Raw genomic sequence first — 24,201 nt, 5'->3', positions numbered from 1 at the left:
CCTCTCTCCGCCCGGCCCGGGCGCCACATACGTCAACTCGGAGTCACCGCCAGCAGTTCACTCCCCTTCACCCGAAAGCTCCGGCGGGTGCTCCCCCACGAGCACGTCGACGCCGTCGATGTCGCCGGCGGGCTCGAAGTCGAACGCCTCCCCGTAGAAGGCGAGCTCGGCGGCGTGCGCCCGGGCAACGTTGTCGGCGTTCCGGAAACCGTGACGCTCCTCTGGGAACTCGACGTAGGCGTACGGCGTTCCGTTCCCCACCAGCGCGTCGACCATCGCCTCCGCTTGCGAGGGCGGCACCACCTCGTCTTTGCCACCCTGAAGGATCAGGAGCGGCGCCGTGATTCCGTCGGCGTGGTACACGGGGGAGCGCTCCCGATAGACCTCTTCAGCGCCCGGCAGGGGGCCGACGAGCCCGTCGAGGTAGCGCGACTCGAACTTGTGAGTCTCGGCCGCGAGCGCCTGCAGGTCCGCGACGCCGTAGTAGCTCGCGCCGGCGTCGAACGCGTCGTGGAACGCGAGCGCACAGAGAACCGCATACCCGCCGGCGCTCCCGCCGGAGATGGCGAGGCGGTCGGCGTCGGCCAACCCCTCCGCGGCGGCGTACTGGGCCGCGTTGACGCAGTCGAGCGTGTCCCGAACCCCCCACTCGCCGTCGAGCGCGTCGCGGTACGCCCGGCCGTAGCCGGTCGAGCCGCGGTAGTTCACGTCGAGCACGGCGACCCCGCGGGTCGTCCAGAACTGCGTCGACGACGACAGCGCCGCCTCCGACCGGCTGGTTGGGCCGCCGTGAACCGTGACCAGCAGGGGCGGGTGCTCGTCGTCGGGCGCCGTCACGTCGGGGTTGTGCGGCGGGTAGTAGTGGGCGTACGTCTCGGCATCCGTGGCGCCGACCGCGTCGCCCGTCGGGATCGTCAGCGTGCGCGGCGTCGAGACGTAGGCCGGGTCGAGTGCGTCGTCCGTAGATTCGCGGTGGTGGTGGGGCGACTCTCCGTCTTCCACCGGCATCCACTCCACCACCGCAGTCGGCGCGTCCGGTTGGTGGCCGACGAAGGCCACGCGCTCGCCGTCCGATCGGATCGACGCCGGTCGGAACGAGGAGTACGGCAAGTCGGGGTCCGTGAGAGCTCCCGTCTCCGGGTCGAGCAGGCGGAGGCTCGGCTCGCCGCGCTCCGTGACGAGCGTCGCGATCCGGCCGTCGTCGAGGAACGCGAACGTCGAGACGCCGAGCTGCCACATCGGGACGCCGAACTCCGCCTCGGTCGGGTGGAGGTTCTCGGGGGACTCCGGGTCGTCCGTGCCCGCGCCGGGGAATCGGTGGAGGTTCCACCAGCCGGTGCGGTCGGTCGCGGCGTGGAGGACGCCGTCGGGCGACCAGCGCGGGGAGACGACGCTCTCGTCGGGACCGCCCGCGACGACGCGCTCGGCAGCGAAGTCGCCCGCCTCGTCGATCTCTGCGACGACGAGTTCGGTGGCGTCCCACGGCATGTTCGGGTGGTTCCATCGCAGATACGCGAGGCGGTCGCCCCCGGGGGCAGGGCGTGGCGCGGCGTAGAAGTCGTAGCCCGTGGCGACGACGGTCGGGTCGTCGACAGTCGGGTCGTCGACGACGCCGTCGGTCTCGTTGCGGGAGTCCGGATGCAGGGGGAACCGCACCAGCTCGTTGACGGGTTCGTCCTCGGTTCCGGGGCCGACATGGCGCTCGCGGACGGCGTAGACGGTATCGCCGGCTGGCGCGAGCCGCATGTCCGCGTAACGGTATGCTAGCGGTTCGGGCGGCTCCGGTGTGATCGGCGTCGGCTCCGCGCTCCCGTCCGCCGGAAGGCGGTAGAGCCGCTGGTCGTCCATGCTCGCCACGAGGAGGGTGCCGTCGGCGACGAGCAGGTCGCCGCCGCCGTACTGGTGGACCAGCGTTCGCACGTCGAAGTCGTCGGGGACGAGCTCCTCGACGGGTCCGGTGGAATCCGCGCTCCCGTCCGCCGGCGCGCGGCAGACGACGCCGCGTCCATCTTCGGAGGGACGCCGTTCCAGCCAGTAGACGTGGTCGCCGTCGAGCGTGACGGTCGCAAAGCCGCGGCCGCCGGCCGCGACGTCTTCGGGAGCGACCGGCGACGGCCACTCTCCGTAGGGTGTCGACATACCACACAACTTCGCCGCAGCCCCCTTAAAGCGCAGGGAGATCACGCATACCGACGGAACGCTTTTGAGGCGGAGTAGCCTACGTTCGCTCGACAATGGGACTGGGCTCGGACATGTACCGACAGCAGATCCTCGACCACTACAAGAACCCGCGCAACTACGGGGAACTCGAGGACCCGGACTTCACGCACGTCGGCGAGAACCCCTCCTGTGGGGACACGATCCGCGTCGACGTCGAACTCGCGGACGACGACGAGACGATCGAACGCGTCGCGTTCACCGGCGACGGCTGTGCCATCTCGATGGCGTCCGCAAGCATGCTCTCCGAGCGCCTCCAGGGGATGACGCTCGACGAGCTCGACGAGCTCGACACCGACGACATCACGGAGATGCTCGGCGTCGACATCTCGCCGATGCGTGTGAAGTGCGCCGTTCTCGGCCGGCAGGTGACCCAGGACGGCGCGAAGATCCACGAGGGCGAGCTCGACGTGGACCGGACGAAGACCGAAGACTGACGCCGGCGCCGAGCCCGTCGCACTTTTCCTCCCGACGACCGTTGATCCGCCCATGAGCGACGCCGACGAGTTCGACAAGGAGGCTGAACGCCGGAAGCTCCGCGAGAAGTTCGCGGAGGACGACGAAAAGCGCGAGCACACCCAGCGGATGTCGGAGCTCCTCTTAAAAGGGGCGACGATGACGGATCAGCACTGTGACCGCTGTGGCGACCCGATATTCCGTCACGATGGGCAGGAGTTCTGTCCGTCCTGTAACCGCCCCGGGGAGGGCGGGCAGGCCGCCGGTAAAGCGGGTGGAGCGGGTACCTCCGAGGCGGCCGAGGCGACCGAGGCGGCGGACGCCGGCGGTCCAGCAGGAGGCCCGACCGACCAGCCCGCCGAAACCGCCGTGAACCCGCAGGCCGGCGGCCGGCCGGGAGCCGCCAGCCAGCAGCCCGAGACGCCGAGAGCCGACGACCGCACTACCCCGCCTCGGCAGCCGCCACAGCCAGTGCAGTCGGAGCAGTCGGGGCAGTCACCGCCGCAAACCGGCGCGGAGGCGGGAGCCGCCGAATCCGGTCACCAAGCGCCCGTCGACACCGGATCCCCGGTCGCCGGTGTCGCCGACGCCCGTGCCTCGCTGGTCCGAACGCTGACGAAGTTCTCCCGCGCGGCCGAGCAGACCGACGACCCCCGTCGTGCCCGCGAGCACCTCCGTGCGGCCCGCGAGGCCGCCGAGACGCTCGCCGCGCTGGAGTAGCGCGACACGACTTTTTAAGAAGACCACGTGCTGTGGCGCGCGCGAGAAACGCGCGCGAGGGAGGTGGGAGCACGCCGGCGAGCGGTGCGGTTCCGCCGGCGTGCTCTCCGCCGAGGTTGGGGAGGGCTGAGGCTGCGGTGCCGTGCTGTGCGGGGCGGGACTCAAAGGGGCAGCCGGCGAGGGCGAAGCACGGCGCCGCAAGCACTCAAAAGGCCGAGCGGTGCGGAGAGGCCTTTTGAGCGCGCAGCAAGCCGCGCGAGTCGTCGCCGGCTGGGGCTTTGGAGGTGTTTGCCGTCATGCTCACCGCATAAACCGCTCAACTCGCTTATAAGGAGCCGGCTGGGGCTTTGGAGGTGTTTGCCGTCATGCTCACCGCATAAACCGCTCAACTCGCTTATAAGGAGCCGGCTGGGGCTTTGGAGGTGTTTGCCGTCATGCTCACCGCATAAACCGCTCAACTCGCTTATAAGGAGCCGGCTGGGGCTTTGGAGGTGTTTGCCGTCATGCTCACCGCATAAACCGCTCAACTCGCTTATAAGGAGCCGGCTGGGGCTTTGGAGGAGGTGGTCGACGTGCTCACTCCCGCAACGACGCCAACCGCTTACAAACCGTGTGCTGGGCCGTAAGCGGCGTACGCCGGCGCACCCCCTCGGACAACCACTTAAAAGCGTTCTACTCGTAGTCGCTGCCGATCACGTCCCGGATGCGCTCGGCGGTGACGCTGCCGACGCCGGACACCTCCAAGAGGTCGTCCTCCCGAGCCGTCATCACGCCCTCCACGGTGCCGAAGTGCTCCAACAGCGACCGCGCCGTGACCGGCCCGATATCCGCGATGGACGACACCACGTATTCCTGCTGTTCGGCGAGCGTCTTCGTCGTTTTCTCGCCGTGAGCGCTCACCTCGCGGTCGCGCGTCTCCTGTTCACGGCGGGCGATCGTCTCCAGCAGCTCGGCGGTGTCGCCGGCGTCCTCCGTCCGCAACACGCTCACGTCGAAGTCGACGGCGAGCGACGCCAGCGCACCGCGGATCGCGTTCGGGTTGAGGTCGCGCTGCTCGTAGAGGCTGCTGCCTTCGACGACCATCACGGGGCGGGCGTACGCCCGCGAGAGCTCGCCCACCTGCTGGAACATCGAGCGGTCGGAATCGAGCATCGAGTCGACGAAGTCGGCCGCCGACTTGCGCTCGATTGCGACCCGGTCCGAGAGCACGTAGTCCCCGACCGCCAGCGTCTCCAGCCGGGTGACGACGCCGTCGCGTGTCGAGAGGTCCTTCGCGATGCCGGAGTCGAGCTCGCGCTGGTCGACCACGACCTCGACGCCCTCCGGCTCCGGGCCGCCGGCCGCGCCCTCGCCCGCGGTTGCGACGACGCCGTCGTCGTCCCCAGCGGTCGCGTCGTCGGCTTCGTCCGCGCCCGCCTCGTCGTCCTCACCTGCGCTCTCCTCCTCGCCTGCCTCCTCCCGCACTTCCTCGGCGTAGTCGACGAGCGCGGGGTCGTCGCCGTCGTCGGAGTCCACGTCCTCGGATTCCGGCTCATCGGGTGTCGCCGCCTCGGCTCCCGACCCACCAGCGTCCGTCGCTCCCGCCGAGTCGCCATCGCCGCTCCCCCCTGAAAAGGCGTCGAGGCCGGCCTGGCCGTCGTCGCCGACGGACTCCTCGATGTCGTCGGTCGCCGATTTGAGCTCGGCCAGCTCCGAGGCCATCTGCTTCTCGCGCCGGCGCGAGATCCAGAAGAACGCCTCGTCGCGGGTGTCCTCGGCCATCAACACGACGACCTTCCCCTCGGCCTGCCGGCCGGTCCGCCCCTTCCGCTGGATGGAGCGGATGGCGGTCGGGACGGGCTCGTAAAAGCAGACGAGGTCGACTTCGGGCACGTCCAGCCCCTCCTCGGCGACGGAGGTGGAGACGAGCACCTCGAAGCCGCCGTCCTTGAACTCCTGGAGCGTCTCCTGCTGCTGCTTCTGGGTCATTCCGTCGGAGCCCTCCTTGTCGCCCTGCCCGACGAACTTCCGCACGTCGAAGCTCGCGTCGAGGAACTCGACGAGCGCCTCGGCGGTGTCGCGCGACTCCGTAAAGAGGATCGCGCGCTCCCCCTCGTTGATGCCGAGCGTCTCCGCGAGCAGGATGCGGGCCTTCGAGAACTTGGGGTGGAGCCCGTCAAACGACTCCGCTTTCCGCATCGCCTCGCGCACCTTGGGGTCGGCGACCATCCGCTGGCTCGCCTTCGAGGCGCCGGACGACTGGGCTGCGTTGCGCTGGCGCTCGAAGTAGCGCCGCACCGACTCGACCGACTGCGTCTCGACCAGCTCGGTCGCGCGCCGGAGCTTCATCACCTCGGCGTGGGTGGACATCCCTTTGTAGCCGTCCGACTGGTCGTTGTCCATCATCTGCTTCAGCTTCCCGCGCATCTCGTTGAGGTCGCGCTGGGAGAGGTCGGGGTTGGTGGTGTTCGTCACGCCGAGGTGTTTGAGCTTCTCCAGACGGTCGGTGATCACCTCGTTGAGCGCGTCCCGGATCTCGATCACCTCGTCGGGGAGGGTGACCTGCTCCCACTGCACGTCGGTGTCGTGGGTGTACTCGCCCACGTCGGCGTCCTCCTCGGTCATCACCTCCACGTTCGTCAGCCCGAGGTTCTCACAGACGGTCTCGATCTCCTCGGTGTCGCCGCCGGGCGACGCCGACATCCCCGTCACGAGGGGGTCGGCGGCGTCGTCCGCGTAGCGCTCGGCGATGTAGACGTACGCGTAGTCGCCGGTCGCGCGGTGACACTCGTCGAAGGTGAGGTGGGTGACGTTCCGCAGCGACACCCGGTTGCCGACGAGGTCGTTCTCGACGACCTGCGGGGTCGCGATCACGATCCGGGCGTCCTCCCAGAGCGCGGCGCGGTCGTCGGGTTTCACGTCGCCGGTGAACACGACGATCTCGTCGTCCGGGATCGTCAGCGCCTCGCGGTAGAAGTCGGCGTGTTGCTGGACGAGCGGTTTCGTGGGCGCCAAAAACAGCGCCTTGCCGCCCGCCTCGTGCAGTCGGTGGGCCGTCACCAGCAGGCTCACCGTCGTCTTGCCGAGGCCGGTCGGGAGACACACCAGCGTGTTCGCGTTGCGGGCCGCGTCGGCCAGCTGCAGCTGGTAGCGGCGGCGCTGGAGGAAGTCGTCGACGAGCAGGGGGTGGTCAAGCCCGGTGGCCTCGGTCGCCATCGGCGACTCTTAGCCGTCACCGGCCTAAAGGCTTCAGGGTGCGCGGTGAAAGTAGTCGCTCCGCGGCCGCAAGCGGTCGACGGCGATCGCCGGGGGTCTGCCGGCTCCCCGTCGGCTACTCGTCGACACTCCGTCGACTACTCGCCGCCCTCATCGCGGGCGCCCCGAACGGTTTCGGGAACGTCCTCGTCGACCAGCTCGGCCCACTCCTCCAGGTGGTCGCCGGTCGGTATGCGTGCGCTCATCGTTCACATGCTCACCGTCGTTCATCTTAATCCTTACTCCGATTCCTGTCGGATCGAAACCCTCGGAATGGGGTGTCTAGCCGGTTACGTGGCGGACGCCCACGGACAGGTCCACGGGCTTCTCCGTGGTCGGGAGGCGGCGACCAGCAACCGGCGGCCGCTGACCGACGGCGACCGCCCCGTACAGCGGCCCAACACGGTCGCCTTTTAGGGCTCACGCCCGTCCGCGGCGGTATGAGCAAACTCGACGAGTTCCTGGCGGGCGACCGGCTCGACGACGTCGTTCTCTTCATCAGCGACGCGTATCTCGACGACGACTCCCGACTGTGGAACGTCGGCACCGAGACCGCCGGCGGCGTCCGGCTGGTGCTCGACGGCGAAACCGGCCGCTCCGCGTTCCAGGCCGGCACCGGCATGGGCGCGATGGAGTTCGCCAAGGAGGCGATGGGGACCGAAGGAGAGATCACCCGCGGGCTCGACGGCGGCGACTGTCCGTTCGCCGACGAGCGCCCCGACGACCCCCACGACATCCGGTTCGTGTTCGCGTTCGCGGAGGCGGAGAATCCGGAGGTTGGCGGGCTCTACGCCGAGGGTGACGTTGTTCACGCGTACGCGCACTGTACCTGCGGCGGGAGCTACTCGCACAAGTGGGTCGTCGGGGAGCGCGCGGCGGAGTGAGCACCGCGACGCCGCGGGATAAGCGCCGCGGCGTGACCGACGCCGTGGAACAACAGCGCGGCGCTCTGGTGCCCGCGGGGCGAAGCCAGACGGCTTAACCCGGGCGAGTGCGCACCTCGTAGTATGTCAGAAGCACTGCTTCTCGCCGTCGGCCTCGTGGTCGCGGCGTTCGTCGGCTACAACATCGGGGGGGCAACGACCGGCCCCGCGTTCGGCCCGGCCGTCGGCGCCGGCGTGCTCTCGAAGGCGGGTGCCGCCGCGCTCATGTCGGTGTTCTTCTTCGTGGGTGCCGGCACGCTCGGCCGGCGCGTCGTCGACACGCTCGGGGAGGAACTCATCACCCGCTCGGGCGTGTTCACCCTCGAAACGAGTATCATCGTCCTCTTCTTCATCGGCGGGGGACTGTTCATTGGCAACTACTACGGCGTGCCCGCCTCCACGTCGATGACCGCGGTCGGCGCGATCGCCGGGCTCGGGGTCGCCACGAACAGCCTCGACTGGGCCGTGATGGGCGAGATCGCCGTCTGGTGGATCGTCGCCCCGATCGTCGGCTTCTGGGTGTCGGGCGTCATCGGCCGGTACCTCTACCCGACGATCAACCAGTGGGTCGCCATCGACGCCAGCGAGGGGCCGCTAGTGGAGTTCGACCGGTCGGGCACGGTCCCCAAACCCGAACTCGGACCGGGAACCACCCGGCGTGAGCTCACCGGCGCCGTCGTGCTCGTCGCCATCGGCTGTCTGATGGCGTTCTCCTCGGGCACCTCCAACATCGCGAACGCCATCGCGCCGCTGGTGGGCGCGGGCGTCGTCGACATGAACCCCATGATCGTGCTCGGGAGCGCGGCGGTCGCGGTCGGGGCGTTCACCATCGCCCGCCGGACGCTCGACACGCTCGGCAACGACATCACGGAGCTGCCCCTGACTGCCGCCATCATCGTGGCCGTCGTCGCCTCCGGGATCGTGATCGGGCTGTCGGCGATCGGCATTCCGGCCTCGTTCGTCATCGTCGCGACGATGTCGATCGTCGGCCTCGGCTGGGGGCGGGCAACCCGGACGATGACCGTCGGGGAGGGGATCCGCGGCGAGAAGGAGGCGGCGGTGTCCGTGGGCGCGCTCGCCGCCGACGAGCCCGGCGACGAGGTGCGCGAGATCGGCGAGGAGGACCCCGACGACATCCCTGACGCCGTCGACCTGTTCAACCCGACGACGACCGCGCGCGTCGTCGTGATGCAGAACGTCGTCCCGCTCGTCTCGACGATCGGCGCGCTCGGCGCCTTCTACGTGCTGTTCGGGTTCGTCTGGTAGCCCGCGGGCCGCGGCGCTCGCCCCCGCTCAGGTTCCGACGACCGGATGTGCGCCATTCACAACTACCAAAGCCTTCCCGCACCCTTATCCGGTATCAGATGACGAAGAAGCGCGAGTACACCGACGACTATCCCGAGAAGACGCTGTACATCCCCGGGCCCACCGAGGTCCGTGACGACGTGATCGAGGCGATGGCCCAGCCGATGTTCGGCCACCGGATGGACCGGATGACCGACCTCTACACCACCATCGTCGAGGACACGAAGGAGTTCCTCGGCACTGAAAACGACCTGATGATCCTCACCGCCTCCGGCACGGAGTTCTGGGAGGCGTCGACGCTCAACCTCGTGGACGAGGACGGGAGCCTCCTCGTGCCCACCTGCGGGAGCTTCAGTGAGCGCCACGCGAACGTCGCCGAGCGCCTCGGCCGCGACGTCGACCGGCTGGAGTACGAGTGGGGACAGGCGGTGAAACCCGAGGACATCCGCGAGGCGCTGGAGGCGAGCGACGACGGGTACGACGTGGTCGCCTGCGTGATGAACGAGTCCTCGACGGGCGTCCGAAACCCGATCGAGGAGATCGGTGACGTGGTTGCCGACTACCCGGACACGTACTTCGTCGTCGACGCGGTCTCCGCGCTCGGCGGCGACTTCGTCGACATCGACGCCCACGACATCGACGTGATCTTTGCCTCCACCCAGAAGGCGTTCGCGATGCCCCCTGGACTCGCCGTCTGCGTGGTCAGCGACGACGCCTACGAGCGTGAGGTCGAGAAGGAGTCCGCGTCGTGGTACGGCGGCTTCCAGCGCGCGCTCGACTACTACGACCGGAAGGGACAGACCCACTCCACGCCCGCAATCCCGGTCATGCTCGCGTACCGCAAGCAGATGAAGCACATGCTCGACGAGGGCCACCAGGCCCGCGACACGCGCCATCGTGAGATGATGGAGTACGTCCACGACTGGGCCGACGAGCACTTCGCGATGTTCCCCGAGGCGCGGTACGAGTCGCAGACGGTCGCCTGCATCGAGAACACGCAGGGGATCGACGTGGCCGCCACCATCGAGCAGGTGAGCGAGGAGTACGACATGGCGTTCTCGAACGGCTACGGCTCACAGCTCGGCGAGAAGACGTTCCGGATCGGCCACATGGGCGAGCACGACGTGGAGAGCATCCGCGCGCTCACGGACGCGATCGAGGACGTGGCGGGACTGTAGCGGCGCCGGGATCCTCCCTCGGCCATCGTGGGGACGCCCCCAACGACTTTCTCCCACGCCGGCGATCCACCCGGCATGGACTCCGACGCCCTCCAAGAGGCCCTCGACCGCTGGACGGACGAGGGGCTGATAGACCCGGACACCGCAGACCGGATCCGCGAACACGAGGAGGTCGCGGCCGACGACCGCACTGGCGAGGGTGAGGACCGCACTGGCGAGGGTCACGAACTCCCCGAGGCCGACGACCGCCGTCTCGTCGTTGCGCTCGCGCTGATGGGCGGGGCGCTCGTCGCCGTCGGCGCCGGGGCGTTTCTCGTCCAGCAGTGGACCGACATCCCCGTCCCCCTGCGCGTGCTCGTTCTGCTCACCCTCCCGCTGGGTGCGGCTGCGGGCGGCGCCCGAATAGCGGACGCCCGCCCCCGAACCGGCCACGGGCTCTGGCTGCTCGCGGCCGTCTTCGCCGGCGTCACGCTGTTCGGGCTCGCCGATCTCGCGAGCCCCATCTCAACCGACGCCGCGGAGCCGTGGCTGCTCGCCGCCTGGACCGCCGCCGCACTCCTCGTCGCGGGCCACCTCGACTCTCGGCCGGCAACCGGACTGGGCGTCCTGTTGGGGCTGGCGACGCTCGTCTCCGCGCTGACGCCGTGGAGCCCGACCGTGCTGGTCGGCTTCTACGGTGTCGCGGCGTACGCGGCCGGGCATCTGGCAGGCGACGGTCCGCGCCCGCGACAGGCGGCCACGCTCCGGTGGCTCGGCGGGACGCTCGCGACCGTCGCGCTCGTGCTCGCGGCGGCGACCGCTGACGTCGCAGTCGTTCGCGAGGGCGTCCCGTGGGGGACGACGCACACGGGAACGCTGCTCGTCGCCGTCGCTGCGACGCTCGCGGCCGGCGTCGCCCTCCTGCGTGCGGACGGACGGGAGGACCGGTACGCGGTCGCGCCCGCGGTTACGACCCCTCTCGCGCTGGCCGTCGTCTGGGCGGTCGACGTGTTCCTCGACGCCGGCGACGTTGCCGTCGCGGTCGTCGCACTGGCCGCCCTGCTCGCCGTCCTGCTCTCGCTCGTCGCGGCCGCCGTCGGCCGAGGGGAGCCGACGCTCGTCAACGTGGCGACGCTCGGGTTCGTCCTCGGCGTGTTCGCGTTCCTGGTCGGCCCCCTCGTCGACGTGGTCTCGGGACCGCTCGCGCTGGTGGCGGTCGGCGTCGTCCTGCTCGGCGTCGGCTACGCCGTCGAGCGCGGGCGGCGCGCGGTGCTCGCCCGGCTGGCGTAGCTCACACCTTTTAAGCGGTGGGCGGGCAACGTTTCGACAATGACGAACTCGTCGTCGCGCTACGCCGACCCCGACGAGAACCCCTACGTGGTGAATCCTCCGACGGACTTCGACCCGGTCGAGGCGCTCTCGGAAACGGAAGCCAAACAGCAGGTCGAGCTGCTCCGTGAGGCGGTTCGCGAACACGACTACCGCTACTACATGGAGGCGGACCCCATCATCTCCGACGCGAAGTACGACCGGCTGTTCGAGCGGCTGGAGGCGCTGGAGGAGGCGTTCGGCCTTGCAACGGAGAACTCCCCGACGCAGCGGGTGGGAGGCGAACCCGTCGACGAGCTGGAGACGGTCGAGCACGTCGCGCCCATGCGCTCCATCGACAGTTCCACCGAGGCCGAGGACGTGCGCGACTTCGACGAGCGAGTGCACTCGGGGCTGGCGGACGCCGGCATCGACCCCGATGCCGATTACGTCTGTGAGCCCAAGTTCGACGGGCTCTCCGTCGAGGTCGTCTACGAGGACGGCGAGTACGACCGCGCGGTCACCCGCGGCGACGGATACGAGGGCGACGACGTCACCGAGCAGGTGCGAACCATCGGATCCGTCCCGGGCCGCCTGCGGGGCGACGCGCCCGACCTGCTCGCCGTCCGCGGCGAGGTGTACATGCCGCTGAAGGCGTTCAACGAGTACAACACGGCGCTTCAGGAGCGCGGCGAGGAGCCGTTTGCCAACCCGCGCAACGCGGCCGCCGGGACGCTCCGCCAGCTCGATCCCGAGGTCGTCGCCGAGCGGCCGCTCGACGTGTTCTTCTTTGACGTGCTCGGGTGGGAGGTCGGCGACGGAGAGAACGGAGCGGGGGACGGAGGGAGCACCGCCGGCCCCGAACGCCCGCCGACCCACTGGCAGGAGCTCGACGCGCTGGAGCGCCTCGGACTCCGGCGGAACGAGGAGGTCGACCTGGTCGGTGACATCGAGGAGGCCATCGACTACCGCGACCGGATACTCGACGTTCGCGACGACCTGAACTACGAGATCGACGGCACCGTGATCAAGGTGAACGACCGCGAGGCCTGCGAGGCGCTCGGCGCCACCTCCCGGGCGCCACGGTGGGCGTTCGCCTACAAGTTCCCGCCGCGCACGGCGACGACGACCGTCGAGGAGATCGTCGTGCAGGTGGGGCGGACGGGACGTCTCACGCCCGTGGCGATGCTCGACCCCGTCGAGGTCGGCGGCGTCACCGTCTCGCGGGCGACGCTGCACAATCCCGAGGAGATCGAGAAGCTCGGCGTGAACGTCGGCGACGAGGTGCGCATCTACCGCGCCGGCGACGTGATCCCCTACATTCCGGACGTGGTGGAGAAGCGCTCCGAGGGAACCTACACGTTCCCCGAGGAGTGCCCCGTCTGCAGCTCGCCCGTCGAGCGCGACGGGCCGCTGGCGTTCTGTACCGGTGGGCTCGGCTGTCCCGCCCAGCTGGAGCGCGCGGTCGAGCACTGGGCACGGCGGGACGCGCTAGACGTGGAAGGGCTCGGTCCCGAGCGCGTCGAGCAGCTCCGCGAGGCCGGGCTCGTCGAGTCGCTGCCCGACCTCTACGACCTCACCGTGGAGGAGCTGGCGGCACTCGAGGGATGGGGTGAGACCAGCGCCGAGAACCTCGTCGCCGAGCTGGACGCCACGCGAAACCCGCCGCTCGACGACTTCCTCGCCGGGCTCGGAATCCCCGAGGTCGGTCCGACCACCGCCCGCGCGCTGGCCCGCCACTTCGGCGACCTCGACGCGCTGCTCGACGCCGACGAGGACGCGCTCCGGGAGGTCGACGACGTGGGCCCCGAGGTCGCCGGCTCGATCCGCGAGTTCCTTGACGGCGAGCGCAACCGCGAGGCGATCCGCGCCCTGCGCGAGCGCGGCGTCGACCCCGAACCCGTCGAGACGGGGACTGGCGACGAACTGGACGGACTCACCTTCGTGTTCACCGGCTCCCTCTCCGTCACCCGGAGCACGGCCCAGGAGCTGGTGGAGGCCCACGGCGCGAACGCCACCTCCAGCGTCTCCAGTAACACCGACTACCTGGTCGCCGGCGAGAACCCCGGGGCGTCGAAGCGGAACGACGCGGACGCCGAGGGGGTGCCCGTCCTCGACGAGGACGAGTTCGCGGCGCTACTGGAGGACAGGGGGATCGCGTGGCCGCCCGAGGCGGGCGGAGCGTGAGCGCAGTCGAAGTCGTCGGTCGACACGCCGGAGCCCGTGAGCAATCGAAGACACCGGCACCGGCAGCACCCAGCGCGTAGGGAGATAATTATCAATCAACGATAATTATCGGTCACCGGAGCCATGGAGCGTTCACCGAGCACGATATCGGGGTGCTAACGGCGTGCAGTCGGTCGGCCCACGGGGAGCGTTTCCACCGGCACCCTTTTCACCCCGAGAATCATTCCCGATAACGTCACATGGCGGGCGAGGACCTCATCACGGTGTTAGGCAACAAGTACAACACGGACATCCTGAGCGCGACGGGCGAGGCGATGTCCGCCCAGGACCTCAGCGAGCAGCTGGACGTGCCGATCGCGACCTGCTACCGCCGCATCAACGAGCTGGAGGAGGCCGAGCTGCTGGAGCTACACGACCGCCCGCTCTCCGAGGAACACCGCCGCGTGAAGGTGTACCGCCGGCGCGTCGACGGCATCGAGGTCGACTTCCGCGACGGCGTCACTATCGAGGTCGAGGAGCGCTCCGCCGTCAAAAACCGGCTCGACGACGTGTGGGAGAACCTCTCGTCCGAACGGTAGCGTCGGCCGCCGGGCGCGCAACGGCCGCCGTTCGACCGTCGCCGCCGAAAACCACCCCGCCGAAAACCACCCCGCCGAACACACCCGCCGCCACGTCACCCGTTTAAAAGGACGGCTCGTCGGAACGGCCCATCATCGAGAAGCCGCCGGCGCGCTCGTGGACGGTGATCCCGCCCTCGCCGATCTCCATCGGGAAGATGTCGGTGTCGATGTCCTGTTTTCGCATCTTCGCCACCCAGACGTAGCGGTTGACGCCCGATTCCGTGGGCGTCTGGATGAAGTAGATGTTACCGTCGGTGAGGAAGTTCTCCAAGCCGACCTCCGTATCCGGGAAGACGGCGCCCTGCTCGTTGATCAGCAGCGAGGTGAGGCCGTTCGCCTTGAGGATGTCCGAGAACTTCAGGAGGTAGGTCCGCTTTTCGTGTTCGTCCTCGAAGAACAGCTGGAACATCGACAGCGAGTCGAGCACGAGCCGGTCGAACTCGCCGTCCTCCAGCACGTCCAGCAGGCGGTCGACCGCCTGCGAGAAGTCGGCGTCGCGCAGCATGTCGCGCTTGTCGAGGATCACGATATCGCCGTCGTCGACGAGGTCGCCGAACTCCTCGAAGCCGACCGACTCGGCCGCCTGTCGGATATCCTCCGCATCCTCCTCGAACGAGACGTAGACGCCGCGCTCGTCGTACTCCGTCGCGCCGGTGTGGAGGTACTGGATCCCGAAGATGCTCTTGCCGGTACCGGGGTTGCCGGAGACGAGAACCGTCGACCGCTCGGTGATGCCGCCGGAGAGGATCGAGTCGAGTCCCTCGACCCCCGTCGAGACGAGTTCAGACATTCGTATTCAGTATGTGTGGGTGACGTATAAAAGACCACTCGTGCGAGCGCGACATCGACGGCGACAGCTTTATTTCTCAACACGTCCGCCTTCGGAGCATGTGCGGTCAGGGGCACCCCGTCGAACGGACGGTGATCGGCGGTGAGTGAGCCAACCGTGCTCGTCGTCGAGGACGAGCCGGATATCGCGGCACTGTACGCCGGGTTTCTCGAGGACGAGTACGACGTTCGGGTGGCAAAGACGGTCGCCGAGGCCACGGACCGCGTCGACGCCGACGTCGACGCCGTGCTCCTCGACCGGCGGCTGCCGGACGGGAGCGGCGACGAGGTGCTCGACCGGATCCGCGAGGCGGGGTACGACTGCCGGGTCGCGATGGTGACCGCCGTCGAGCCCGACTTCGACATCATCGACATGGGCTTTGACCTGTACCTCACCAAGCCCGTCAGCCGCGCGAACCTGCTGTCGGCGCTCGACACGCTGCTCTCGCGCACGGAGTACGACGACAAGCTTCAGCAAGCGGCGTCGCTCGCCAGCAAGCGCGCGGTGCTCGAGTCGGAAAAGCCCGTCACGCAACTGGAGGATAACGACTCGTACACCGACCTGCTCGACCGGCTCGACGACATCGACGCGGACATCGACGACCTCGGCGAATCCTTCTCGGCGGACGACTACCGCGCGATGTTCCGCGACATCGGAAAAGCGTAGTCGGACCTCCGTCCCTTTCCGTCCCCTTCCGTCTCGGCCCGTCTCGTCCCGTCTCGTCTCTTCCCGCCTCGTCCCCTCCTGCTCCCTCTCGCTCCGTTCTACGACGTTTGTTCCCCCACCAGCGCGTCCGCCGTCGCGATGAACGCGTCGCGCTCCCCGGTGGGGATCGTCGCGCCCGCGGCCACGTCGTGGCCGCCGCCGTCGCCGCCGACCGCCTGGCTCGCCTCGCGCATCACGACCGAGAGGTCGAGTCCCTGTCGGACCAGTGTGTGTGACCCGCGGGCGGACACCTTCAGCTCCGTCGCACTCTTTTCGGCGAACGCGATCACGGGCATCGAGCGGTCGACGGCCGGCGACCCGACCGCCATCCCGGCGACGATGCCGACGATCGTCTCGCGGATCCGGCTGCCGGCGTCGAACCACTGGATGTGCTCCTCGGTCGTGACGCCCTCCGTCTTCACCCACTGGAGTCCCTCCGAGAGGTTCCGGCGGTGGTTCCGCAGCAGGCTGCGGGCCTCCGCGAGCGCCTCGTCGCGGTCGCCGAGACAGACGGCGAGCCCCACGTCGGCGCGCTCGTAGCGCGCGGTGGCGTTGAGCAGCGTGGAGAACTCGCTCACGTCACGGAGCTCCGTTCCTCGCTCCTCGTCGACGAGCGTGTAGGAGGTGCCGACCAGCTCGTTGATGCGGTCGGCGGGGACGCCGGAGGCGACCGCCCGCTGCATGAGCGCGGAGACGAGCGTCCGCCGCTCCTCGTCGTTGAGGTCGACCCAGCGCCGCCAGTCGCCCCCCGATTTCAGGTCGAGGTCGAGCTCCGAGAGGAACGAGATCGCCCCCGCCTGGTCGTTTGAGACGCCCGGGATGCGAACGTCGGAGGCGTACTCCAGCAGTTTCGGGAGCGGACGGGTCTGTCGACCGTACAGGTCGAGGTCGGTGCGCGTTTCGAGCACGCCGGCCTCCACCCCGTCGTGGACGAGCCCCTCGTTGGCGCCGACCAGCCCGTCGCCGGAGTCCTGCATGTCGCCGACGGCACCGACGACCGCGAGACCGGCGAGGTCGCGGTTGTCCCCGTCCGGGCCTTCCAAGGCACGGGCGAGGACGTAGCTCGCGCCGGCGCCGGAGAGCTCGCTGGCGCCGTTGATGCCGAACAACAGCGGGTTGAGGTGGAACTCGGTGTCGGCATCGGCGGGCTGGTGATGGTCGGCAATGACGGGCGTGAAGTCGCCGGCCGCCTCGTGGTCGGCGATGATGTCGAGCTGTCCCGAGCCGAAGTCGGTGAACAGCACGGTGTCGTACTCGCGGGCGGCGATCCCCGCCACTGCCTCGCCGTCCAGCTGCTTCTCGAAGACCACCTCGTGGTCGATGCCGGCGCGCGCGAGCGCCGCGGAGGCGATCGCCGCGCTCGTGAGCCCGTCGGCGTCGATGTGGGAGGCGAGCAGGACGCGGTCGGCCGCACGCAGGCGCTCGGCGCAGGCGTCGGCACGGTCGGCGAGGTCGGGTACGGGTGGGCCGGCGGCTGCCATTACCCGGAGTTGGCTCGTCACCACGGATAAAGTGTCGCTTCGGGTGGACGGCAGGGAGTGGGAAAAACAGTGCGAGGAGAAGAGCTGCGCGGCGCTACAGGTCAGCGCGCTCGAACCGCAGGAGCCCGACGAGCGGCGGCGCGAGCGTCCAGAACACCAGCATCGCGAGCGCGGATATCTGCAGATTCTGCTGCGGTCCCGTGAGGAACTCGCCCGCGAGGTAGCTCTGTGAGAGCGTGTTAAACGCGCCGTTCGGGCGGAACACCTGGAGGAACTGGAACACCTGTTCGGGAGTGAGCGGGAGCCACTGGCCGCCGCCACCCATGAACCAGAACTGCAGCGGCATCTGGATCGCGTTCCACAGCGGGACGAACAGGAAGTAGAGCCCGATGGCGCCGCCGAGCGCCACCCATCGGGAGCCGGTGAACGCCGAGAGGCCGACCGCGATCGCGACGAAGACGGTGGCGAGCAGACAGACGAGCAGCACGTAGCCGAGGAACACCAGCGGCTCGAACTCGAACGGCCCGGCGGCGATCACGACCGCGGGGACGAAGAGGCCGACGACGACGGCGGTCGACAGCGCCGCCGCGCGCCCGAGCACCTTGCCGAACACGACATCCGCGCGCGAATGGGGCAACGAGAGGAGCAGCTTCAGGGAGCCGGATTCCCGCTCGCCACACACCGCGTTGTAGCCGACGACGAGCGCGATAAGCGGCACCAGCGTCCCGACCACGAACTGGTCAAGTGGGCTCAACAGCGCGGTCGCCGGCGCGTCCTGTCCGGGTGCGGGGCGGACGAGGTACGCGATCGTCGAGAGGATCAGCGCGAACAACACCGTGAGCGCGATCAGCCACCGCGACCGGATCGCGTCCTGAAAGTCCTTCTTGGCGACGGCGACGAGGCTCATTCGGCCACCTCCTCGGAAGCCCCGGCGGAATCGGGCGTCTCCCCGTCGTCGTTTGCACCGCCACTGGAGGGTGCCTCACCCTCGGTGTACGCCAAGAACAGGTCCTCCAGGGACGCCTCGCTGGTCGAGAAGTCGGAGACGGTGACGCCCTCGTCCTCCAGTGCGGCGATGACGCGCGTCTTCGCGCCGCTGTCGCAGTTGACCACCACGTCACCGTCGTCGTCGAGTTCGGCGCGCGCGACGCCGTCGAGTCGGCGCACCGCGTCGAGCGCGTCCTCGGAGACGGGGTCAGGCGTCGTGATCGTCAGCGACTCCTCGCCGCCGACCGCCTCGCGGAGCCCCTCGACGGAGTCCTTCGCGACGAGTTCGCCGTCGCGCATGATCCCGACGCGGTCACAAACGGCCTCAACCTGTCCGAGCACGTGCGAGGAGAAGAAGACGGTGGCACCGCGGTCCGCCTCCGCGAGGACGATCTCGCGCATCTCCTTTGCACCCGCCGGGTCCAGTCCGGAGGAGGGCTCATCGAGGATCAGCAGCTGGGGTTGACCGACCAGCGCCATGCCGAGCGCGAGCCGCTGGCACATCCCCTTCGAGTAGCCGCCGGCTTTGCGGTCGGCGTCGTCGAGCAGGCCGACGCGCTCCAACACGTCGTCGGGGTCCGCCTCGACGCCCTTCGACTCGATGGCGAACTCGACGTGTGCCCGACCGCTGAGCCGGTCGTACACCGAGAACCCCTCGGGGAGCACGCCGGTACGCTCGCGGACCGCGACGCTGTCGGCGGTCGCGTCCCGGCCGAGCACGGTCACGTCGCCGGCGCTGGGGCGAACGAAGTCGAGGATCATGTTGATCGTCGTCGACTTGCCCGCGCCGTTCGGTCCGAGGAAGCCGAACACTTCCCCCTCCTCGACGGTCAAGTCGAGGTCGCGCACGGCGACCGTGTCCGAGAACTCCTTCGTGACGCCGCGCAGCTCGATGGCGCTCATACGCACCGGTTTCAGCGGCTTCCGATAAAGGGTTGTGGCTGCCGGCGCTCGCGGGACGTGCGGGTATCAGAGGGCTCGGCGGATCAGCCGGAGCGCCTCGCCGGCGGCCGCGGCGACGATGGCGACCACGGCGACCCTCGCTCGGAGAAGCGCCCATCTACCGGAAGGCGTGGTTCGGCTCCGGCAGGTTTTAAGCCGCACAAGGGGTAGAACCGAGTATGCAATGGAGCACGGACTGGGGACTGCGTGGACGGATGGCGTTCACCATGTTCCTGCTGTTTGCCCTCTATCTCGTCTTCATGGGCGTGTTGATCACCATGTTCGACGCCGGAATGATGACGATCCTCGTCCTGCTCGGCGGGTTCTCGCTGGTGCAGTACTTCTTCAGCGACAAACTCGCCCTGCGGAGCATGGGCGCCCGAAAGGTCACGCCCGAGGAGGAACCCGAACTACACCGGATGGTCGAACGCCTCAGCCAGCAGGCCGACCTGCCGAAGCCGACCGTCGCGGTCGCGGACACGCAGGTGCCGAACGCGTTCGCCACCGGGCGCAACAAGAAGAACGCCACCGTCTGTGCGACGACCGGCCTGATGAACTCGCTGGACGAGGACGAGCTCGAAGCCGTGATGGCCCACGAGCTCGCGCACGTGAAAAACCGCGACGTGATGGTGATGACCATCGCCTCGTTCCTCTCGACTATCGCCTTCTTCATCGTCCGGTGGGGCTGGCTGTTCGCCGGCAACGACCGCAACGCGCCGCCGGTCTGGGTCGCCATCGCCGTCTCGCTGGTCGTGTGGGTCATCTCGTTCCTGCTGATCCGCGCGCTCTCGCGCTACCGCGAGTACTCCGCGGACCGCGGCGCCGCGCTCATCACCGGCAAGCCCGCCGCGCTCGCCTCCGCGCTCATGACGATCAACGGCCGCATGGACCGCGTCCCCAAGGAGGACCTCCGTGAGGAGGCCGAGATGAACGCGTTCTTCATCATCCCGATCCGCTCCGGCCTCATCGGCAAGCTCGCCTCGACGCACCCGCCGATGGAGACGCGCGTCGAGCGCCTCCGCGAGCTGGAAAAGGAGATGGAGACGGCCTGATACGGGAACGAGCGGGTTTTTGAGGGCCTCTTTTAAGCGGTTTGTGCGGTGAGCACGCCGGCGTACGCCTCTTATGACCCAGCCGGCGCCTTATAAGCGGTTTGTGCGGTTGCAGCAGTGAGCACGACGGCGACCATCTCCAAAGCCCCAGCCGACTCCCTATAAGCGAGTTGAGCGGTTAATGTGGTGAGAACGACGGAGACCACCTCCAAAGCCCCAGCTGGCGACGACTCGCGCGACTCGCTGCGCGCTCAAAAGGCCTCTCAGCACCGCCCGGCCTTTTGAGTGCTTGCGTCGTCGTGCTTCGTCCTCGCCGGCTGCCCCTTTGAGTCCCACCCCGCACCGCACAGCAACCGCACCTCACGCCTCCCCAGCCTCGGCAGACGGCCGCCGGCGGGAAACCGCTCCGCCGGCGCCCGCTGCCTCCCTCGCGCGCGGTTCGCGCCTTATAGGCGCTCACCGGCGCGCCACCGCACGTTCGCTTATAAGCGAGCGTCGCTGCCCTCTCAATCGTAACCGCTAAGCGCGGGCGCCGACCATGTGTGTGTATGGCACCCGAACACGCCACCGACGGCACCGTTCCCGAGGGCGACGACGGCGCGTTCGGCCCCTTTTTTAAGTGAGTCGCGCGCGGCGGATCCGTCCCGCGGCGGGGCGGTGAAACCGGGCGACTCGGCGGCGACCGGCGCGGTGAGCGCCGGCGTGAACGTACAGGAGCACGCGGTCGACGGCGGGCGCGAGACGCGCCTGACGACCGCGTGCCGGAACCGTTACCAACCTGCCACACACGTATCCACACAACTCGAATGCGACTTCCGCAACGACAACTCGCGGTGTTAGAGGTCGCGAGCGCGAACGACGAACGGACGATAGACGAGATCGCGGCGTCGGCCGGGCTGAAACCCGAGACCGTCACGGGCGCCGCCTTCGACCTCCGCGACGCCGGGCTCGTCGGCGTCGCCGAAACCGCCGAAGAGACCCTCGAACTCACCGAGGAGGGGCGAACCTACGTCGAGGACGACCTCCCGGAGGCGCGGCTCTACTGGGCCGCCCTGGAGCTCGACGCCCACGCCGACCCCGTTTCGATGGGGCAGGTGATCGGCAACGCCGGCCTGGCGGGTCCCGAGGTCGACGTGGCGCTGGCGAACTTCGCGCGCAAGGGCTTCGGCACCATCGACGCCGGCGAGCTCTCGCTCGACGCCGACGCTGACCCCGACGACGATCCGGAGGCCGAGGCGCTGGCCGCACTCGCCCGCGGCGAGGTGCCGGACGTGGACGACGCGGTGATCGACCAGCTGGAGTCCCGCGGACTCGTCGAGGTCATCGAGCACACGACCCGGTCGGTGACGCTGACCGAGGCGGGCGTCGACGCGCTGATGGAGGGCGTCGAGGCGACCGAGACGGTCGCGGAGCTGACCCCCGAGCTGCTCGCCAGCGGCGAGTGGGAGGACGTGGAGTTCACGGAGTACAACGTCGAGGCCGACGCGCCGGCGGTCACTGGCGGCCGCAAACACGTCCTCCGCGGGACGGCCGACCGCGTGAAAGACGTGCTGGTCGGCATGGGGTTCCAGGAGATGGAGGGCCCCCACGCCGACAGCGACTTCTGGATCAACGACTGTCTGTTCATGCCCCAGGACCATCCGGCACGGACCCACTGGGACCGGTTCGCGCTCGACGTCGACCCGATGGAGGGGATTCCGGACGAGCTGATCAAGCGCGTCGAGGCCGCCCACCGTGACGGATGGGGGATCGACGGCGACGGCTACCACTCGCCGTGGTCCGAGGAGTTCGCCCGCGAGGTCGCGCTCCGCGGCCACACCACCTCACTGTCGATGCGGTACCTCTCCGGAATCGCCGGCGCGGAGATCGACCCGCCACAGCGCTACTTCTCCGTCGAGAAGGTGTACCGCAACGACACGCTCGACCCGACGCACCTGCTGGAGTTCTTCCAGATCGAGGGGTGGGTGATGGCCGAGGACCTCTCGGTGCGCGACCTGATGGGGACGTTCGAGGAGTTCTACCGCCAGTTCGGCATCACCGGCGTCGAGTTCAAGCCGCACTACAACCCCTACACGGAGCCGAGCTTCGAGCTGTTCGGCGAACACCCCGAGACGGGCGAGCTGATCGAGATCGGCAACTCCGGCATCTTCCGCGAGGAGGTGCTGGGCCCGCTCGGCATCGAGTGCGACGTGATGGCGTGGGGGCTCGCCCTGGAGCGACTGGCGATGCTCACCACGGGCGCGGAGGACATCCGCGACCTCCACGGCACCCTCGCCGACATTGAGTTCCTGCGGAACGCGGAGGTGACCTACTAATGCCCGTCGTCGACATCGACCCCGACGAGCTGCGCGAGTTGACCGGTTACGAGGACAAGGAGACGGCGGAGTTCAAGGAGGACCTGTTCGGACTCGGCTTGGAGTTCGAGGGCGAGACGGAGGACGGCGAGCTCCAGTTCGAGTTCGCCCCCGACCGCCTCGACCGCCTGAGCGTCGAGGGCGTCGCCCGCTCGCTGCGCTACCACTATGGCGACGCGCGCGGCGTCTACGTCCCCGGGACGAACGACGCGGAGTGGACCATCGAGGTGGACGAGTCCGTTCCCGACGAGCGCCCGTTCGTCTCCGGCGCCATCGTCCGCGGCGTCGACCTCGACGAGGACGCGCTCGACTCGCTGATCCAGCTGCAGGAGAAGCTCCACGCGACGATGGGCCGTGGGCGCGCGAAAGGCGCCATCGGCATCCACGACCTGACGATGGTGAAAGGGCAGACGCTGGAGGAGGGCGCCGACAACTCGATCACCTACCGCGGGGTCGAGCCGGACGGCGACTCGTTCGTCCCGCTGGACGCGAACGACGGGATGACGCCGGCGGAGGTGCTTGAGGAACACGCCACGGGCCGGGAGTACGCCGATCTCGTGAGCGAATACGACTCCTACCCGGCGATCTACGACGAGCTCGGGCTGTTCTCGTTCCCGCCCGTCATCAACGGAAAGCGGACCGAGGTCGACGCCGACTCGCGCAACCTGCTCGTCGAGCTCACCGGCACCGACCAGTGGACCATCGACCGGATGTGCAACATCATCTGCTACGCGCTCTCCGCGCGCGGCGGCACGATCGAGGAGGTCGAGATCGCGTACGCCGACGGCGCCGAGCACCCGGCGGAGTACGGCGCAGACCTCGTCCGTCCGAACCTCGAAACCGACGAAAAGCAGGTGAGCCACGAACGGATCGAGACCCTGTTGGGCGTCGAGTTCGAGCCCGAGGAGGTCGTCGACTGCTTCGAGCGCTCCGGACTGGACGCGACCTACTCGCTCGACGAGGAGGTCACCTACGAGGTGGAGATCCCGCCGTATCGCGTCGACGTGCTCCACCCGCTGGATCTGGTCGACGACGTGGGGCGCGCCTACGGCTTCGACAATCTGGAGCCGCGCTACCCCGACGTGGGAACCGTTGGCGGGCGACACGAGCGCTCCCGGCTGGAGGACGCCGTCCGCACGAGCCTCGTCGGCCTCGGCTTCGAGGACCTGCTGAACTTCCACATGATCAGCGGGACTGAGAACTACGACCGGATGCGGATCGAGCCCGGCGCGACCGGGCCTGACGGCGACCCCCTCGTGGGCGCCGGCGAGCCGGTCGAGATCACGGAGCCGTACAGCGAGGACTACACCCAGCTCCGGACGTGGGCGCTCCCCTCCATCACGATGCTCTTGGAGCGGAACACCCACAACAGCTACCCGCAGGACGTCGCCGAGGTCGGCTTCGTCGCCGAGCGCGACGACACGGAGAACACGAACGTCGCGGAGACCCACCACGTCACCGCGGCCGTCGCCCGCCGTGACGCCTCCTACGAGGCCGCAAAGGGGCGCCTCAAGGCGCTGTGTGACGACTTCGGCGTCGAGCTGTCGACGCCCCGCACGGAACACCCCTCCTTCATCGACGGGCGCGTCGCGGACGTGGTCGTCGACGGCGAGACGGTCGGCGTGATCGGTGAGCTCCATCCGGCGGTGCTCGTGGAACACGACCTGGAGGTGCCCGTCGCGGCCTTCGAGTTCGAGCTCGACGCGCTCCGCTAAGCGGGTTCA

At 68.9% G+C, this 24,201-nt stretch carries 18 protein-coding genes; 12 read left to right on the top strand and 6 right to left on the bottom strand.

The window, feature by feature from the left end:
• Nucleotides 1-57: 57 nt before the first annotated feature.
• The gene (locus ACYQ07_RS09780) at nucleotides 58-2,139 is read right to left on the bottom strand and encodes a S9 family peptidase (protein WP_459880730.1); all 2,082 of its coding nucleotides are present in this window, start codon (nucleotides 2,137-2,139) and stop codon (nucleotides 58-60) included.
• A 95-nt stretch (nucleotides 2,140-2,234) separates the two neighbouring features.
• Between ACYQ07_RS09780 and sufU the strand changes: the two genes are divergently transcribed.
• Entirely contained in the window at nucleotides 2,235-2,654 is a 420-nt protein-coding gene (sufU, locus tag ACYQ07_RS09775; protein WP_459880728.1) for a Fe-S cluster assembly sulfur transfer protein SufU, read from the top strand.
• Between the two features lie 52 nt (nucleotides 2,655-2,706).
• A complete protein-coding gene (locus ACYQ07_RS09770; protein WP_459880725.1) occupies nucleotides 2,707-3,393 on the top strand; it encodes an Sjogren's syndrome/scleroderma autoantigen 1 family protein in 687 nt (228 codons plus the stop codon).
• Between the two features lie 672 nt (nucleotides 3,394-4,065).
• On the opposite strand, the gene ACYQ07_RS09765 is transcribed toward ACYQ07_RS09770, so the two are convergent.
• On the bottom strand, nucleotides 4,066-6,588 hold the full coding sequence (locus ACYQ07_RS09765) for a DEAD/DEAH box helicase (RefSeq protein ID WP_459880722.1): 2,523 nt from the start codon (nucleotides 6,586-6,588) through the stop codon (nucleotides 4,066-4,068).
• 479 nt (nucleotides 6,589-7,067) lie between these two features.
• On the opposite strand from ACYQ07_RS09765, the gene ACYQ07_RS09760 reads away from it, so the two are divergent.
• The 6 genes from ACYQ07_RS09760 (at nucleotide 7,068) to ACYQ07_RS09735 (ending at nucleotide 14,085) form a co-directional block, all read left to right on the top strand.
• Nucleotides 7,068-7,511 (top strand): DUF5807 family protein, encoded by a 444-nt coding sequence (locus ACYQ07_RS09760; RefSeq protein WP_459880720.1) that lies wholly within the window; start codon nucleotides 7,068-7,070, stop codon nucleotides 7,509-7,511.
• A 123-nt stretch (nucleotides 7,512-7,634) separates the two neighbouring features.
• Nucleotides 7,635-8,816 (top strand): inorganic phosphate transporter, encoded by a 1,182-nt coding sequence (locus tag ACYQ07_RS09755; RefSeq protein WP_459880717.1) that lies wholly within the window; start codon nucleotides 7,635-7,637, stop codon nucleotides 8,814-8,816.
• A gap of 98 nt (nucleotides 8,817-8,914) precedes the next feature.
• Nucleotides 8,915-10,033 (top strand): pyridoxal-phosphate-dependent aminotransferase family protein, encoded by a 1,119-nt coding sequence (locus ACYQ07_RS09750; RefSeq protein ID WP_459880714.1) that lies wholly within the window; start codon nucleotides 8,915-8,917, stop codon nucleotides 10,031-10,033.
• Between the two features lie 75 nt (nucleotides 10,034-10,108).
• Nucleotides 10,109-11,302, top strand: a complete 1,194-nt coding sequence (locus ACYQ07_RS09745; RefSeq protein WP_459880711.1) for a DUF2157 domain-containing protein — start codon at nucleotides 10,109-10,111, stop codon at nucleotides 11,300-11,302.
• 39 nt (nucleotides 11,303-11,341) lie between these two features.
• Nucleotides 11,342-13,507: an NAD-dependent DNA ligase LigA gene (gene ligA / locus ACYQ07_RS09740; protein ID WP_459880708.1), complete on the top strand. Its 2,166-nt coding sequence runs from the start codon at nucleotides 11,342-11,344 to the stop codon at nucleotides 13,505-13,507.
• A gap of 239 nt (nucleotides 13,508-13,746) precedes the next feature.
• Nucleotides 13,747-14,085, top strand: coding sequence for a helix-turn-helix domain-containing protein (locus ACYQ07_RS09735; protein WP_459880705.1), 339 nt, complete (start codon nucleotides 13,747-13,749; stop codon nucleotides 14,083-14,085).
• Between the two features lie 103 nt (nucleotides 14,086-14,188).
• Here the strand turns inward: ACYQ07_RS09735 and ACYQ07_RS09730 are convergent, their stop codons facing one another.
• The gene (locus tag ACYQ07_RS09730) at nucleotides 14,189-14,917 is read right to left on the bottom strand and encodes an RAD55 family ATPase (RefSeq protein WP_459880702.1); all 729 of its coding nucleotides are present in this window, start codon (nucleotides 14,915-14,917) and stop codon (nucleotides 14,189-14,191) included.
• Nucleotides 14,918-15,058: 141 nt separating this feature from the next.
• On the opposite strand from ACYQ07_RS09730, the gene ACYQ07_RS09725 reads away from it, so the two are divergent.
• Nucleotides 15,059-15,622, top strand: a complete 564-nt coding sequence (locus tag ACYQ07_RS09725; protein WP_459880699.1) for a HalX domain-containing protein — start codon at nucleotides 15,059-15,061, stop codon at nucleotides 15,620-15,622.
• A gap of 98 nt (nucleotides 15,623-15,720) precedes the next feature.
• Here ACYQ07_RS09725 and recJ read toward each other — a convergent pair whose 3' ends face one another.
• The 3 genes from recJ to ACYQ07_RS09710 form a co-directional block, all read right to left on the bottom strand.
• Nucleotides 15,721-17,142, bottom strand: coding sequence for a RecJ family nuclease (recJ, locus tag ACYQ07_RS09720; RefSeq protein ID WP_459880696.1), 1,422 nt, complete (start codon nucleotides 17,140-17,142; stop codon nucleotides 15,721-15,723).
• A 94-nt stretch (nucleotides 17,143-17,236) separates the two neighbouring features.
• Nucleotides 17,237-18,049 carry a DUF2705 family protein gene (locus ACYQ07_RS09715; RefSeq protein WP_459880693.1) on the bottom strand — a complete coding sequence of 271 codons (813 nt, stop codon included), beginning with the start codon at nucleotides 18,047-18,049 and terminating at the stop codon, nucleotides 17,237-17,239.
• Nucleotides 18,046-19,032, bottom strand: coding sequence for an ABC transporter ATP-binding protein (locus tag ACYQ07_RS09710; RefSeq protein ID WP_459880690.1), 987 nt, complete (start codon nucleotides 19,030-19,032; stop codon nucleotides 18,046-18,048). The genes ACYQ07_RS09715 and ACYQ07_RS09710 overlap by 4 nt, the downstream gene beginning before the upstream one ends.
• 218 nt (nucleotides 19,033-19,250) lie before the next feature.
• On the opposite strand from ACYQ07_RS09710, the gene htpX reads away from it, so the two are divergent.
• From htpX to pheT, 3 genes are all read left to right on the top strand, one after another.
• Nucleotides 19,251-20,123, top strand: a complete 873-nt coding sequence (htpX, locus tag ACYQ07_RS09705) for a zinc metalloprotease HtpX (RefSeq protein WP_459880687.1) — start codon at nucleotides 19,251-19,253, stop codon at nucleotides 20,121-20,123.
• Nucleotides 20,124-20,929: 806 nt separating this feature from the next.
• A complete protein-coding gene (gene pheS, locus ACYQ07_RS09700; RefSeq protein ID WP_459880684.1) occupies nucleotides 20,930-22,438 on the top strand; it encodes a phenylalanine--tRNA ligase subunit alpha in 1,509 nt (502 codons plus the stop codon).
• Nucleotides 22,438-24,192, top strand: coding sequence for a phenylalanine--tRNA ligase subunit beta (gene pheT / locus ACYQ07_RS09695; protein WP_459880681.1), 1,755 nt, complete (start codon nucleotides 22,438-22,440; stop codon nucleotides 24,190-24,192). The genes pheS and pheT overlap by 1 nt, the downstream gene beginning before the upstream one ends.
• Nucleotides 24,193-24,201 lie beyond the last annotated feature (9 nt).

The sequence above is a fragment of the Halorubrum gandharaense genome (assembly GCF_054654575.1).
Note: the sequence above shows the minus strand (reverse complement) of the source record. Positions and strands in the feature narration are given on the sequence as shown.

Coding starts and splice junctions, on each gene's coding strand:
- ACYQ07_RS09780 (WP_459880730.1), bottom strand. CDS start 2,139: ATGTCGACACCCTACGGAGAGTGGCCGTCGCCGGTCGCTCCCGAAGAC.
- sufU (WP_459880728.1), top strand. CDS start 2,235: ATGGGACTGGGCTCGGACATGTACCGACAGCAGATCCTCGACCACTAC.
- ACYQ07_RS09770 (WP_459880725.1), top strand. CDS start 2,707: ATGAGCGACGCCGACGAGTTCGACAAGGAGGCTGAACGCCGGAAGCTC.
- ACYQ07_RS09765 (WP_459880722.1), bottom strand. CDS start 6,588: ATGGCGACCGAGGCCACCGGGCTTGACCACCCCCTGCTCGTCGACGAC.
- ACYQ07_RS09760 (WP_459880720.1), top strand. CDS start 7,068: ATGAGCAAACTCGACGAGTTCCTGGCGGGCGACCGGCTCGACGACGTC.
- ACYQ07_RS09755 (WP_459880717.1), top strand. CDS start 7,635: ATGTCAGAAGCACTGCTTCTCGCCGTCGGCCTCGTGGTCGCGGCGTTC.
- ACYQ07_RS09750 (WP_459880714.1), top strand. CDS start 8,915: ATGACGAAGAAGCGCGAGTACACCGACGACTATCCCGAGAAGACGCTG.
- ACYQ07_RS09745 (WP_459880711.1), top strand. CDS start 10,109: ATGGACTCCGACGCCCTCCAAGAGGCCCTCGACCGCTGGACGGACGAG.
- ligA (WP_459880708.1), top strand. CDS start 11,342: ATGACGAACTCGTCGTCGCGCTACGCCGACCCCGACGAGAACCCCTAC.
- ACYQ07_RS09735 (WP_459880705.1), top strand. CDS start 13,747: ATGGCGGGCGAGGACCTCATCACGGTGTTAGGCAACAAGTACAACACG.
- ACYQ07_RS09730 (WP_459880702.1), bottom strand. CDS start 14,917: ATGTCTGAACTCGTCTCGACGGGGGTCGAGGGACTCGACTCGATCCTC.
- recJ (WP_459880696.1), bottom strand. CDS start 17,142: ATGGCAGCCGCCGGCCCACCCGTACCCGACCTCGCCGACCGTGCCGAC.
- ACYQ07_RS09715 (WP_459880693.1), bottom strand. CDS start 18,049: ATGAGCCTCGTCGCCGTCGCCAAGAAGGACTTTCAGGACGCGATCCGG.
- ACYQ07_RS09710 (WP_459880690.1), bottom strand. CDS start 19,032: ATGAGCGCCATCGAGCTGCGCGGCGTCACGAAGGAGTTCTCGGACACG.
- htpX (WP_459880687.1), top strand. CDS start 19,251: ATGCAATGGAGCACGGACTGGGGACTGCGTGGACGGATGGCGTTCACC.
- pheS (WP_459880684.1), top strand. CDS start 20,930: ATGCGACTTCCGCAACGACAACTCGCGGTGTTAGAGGTCGCGAGCGCG.
- pheT (WP_459880681.1), top strand. CDS start 22,438: ATGCCCGTCGTCGACATCGACCCCGACGAGCTGCGCGAGTTGACCGGT.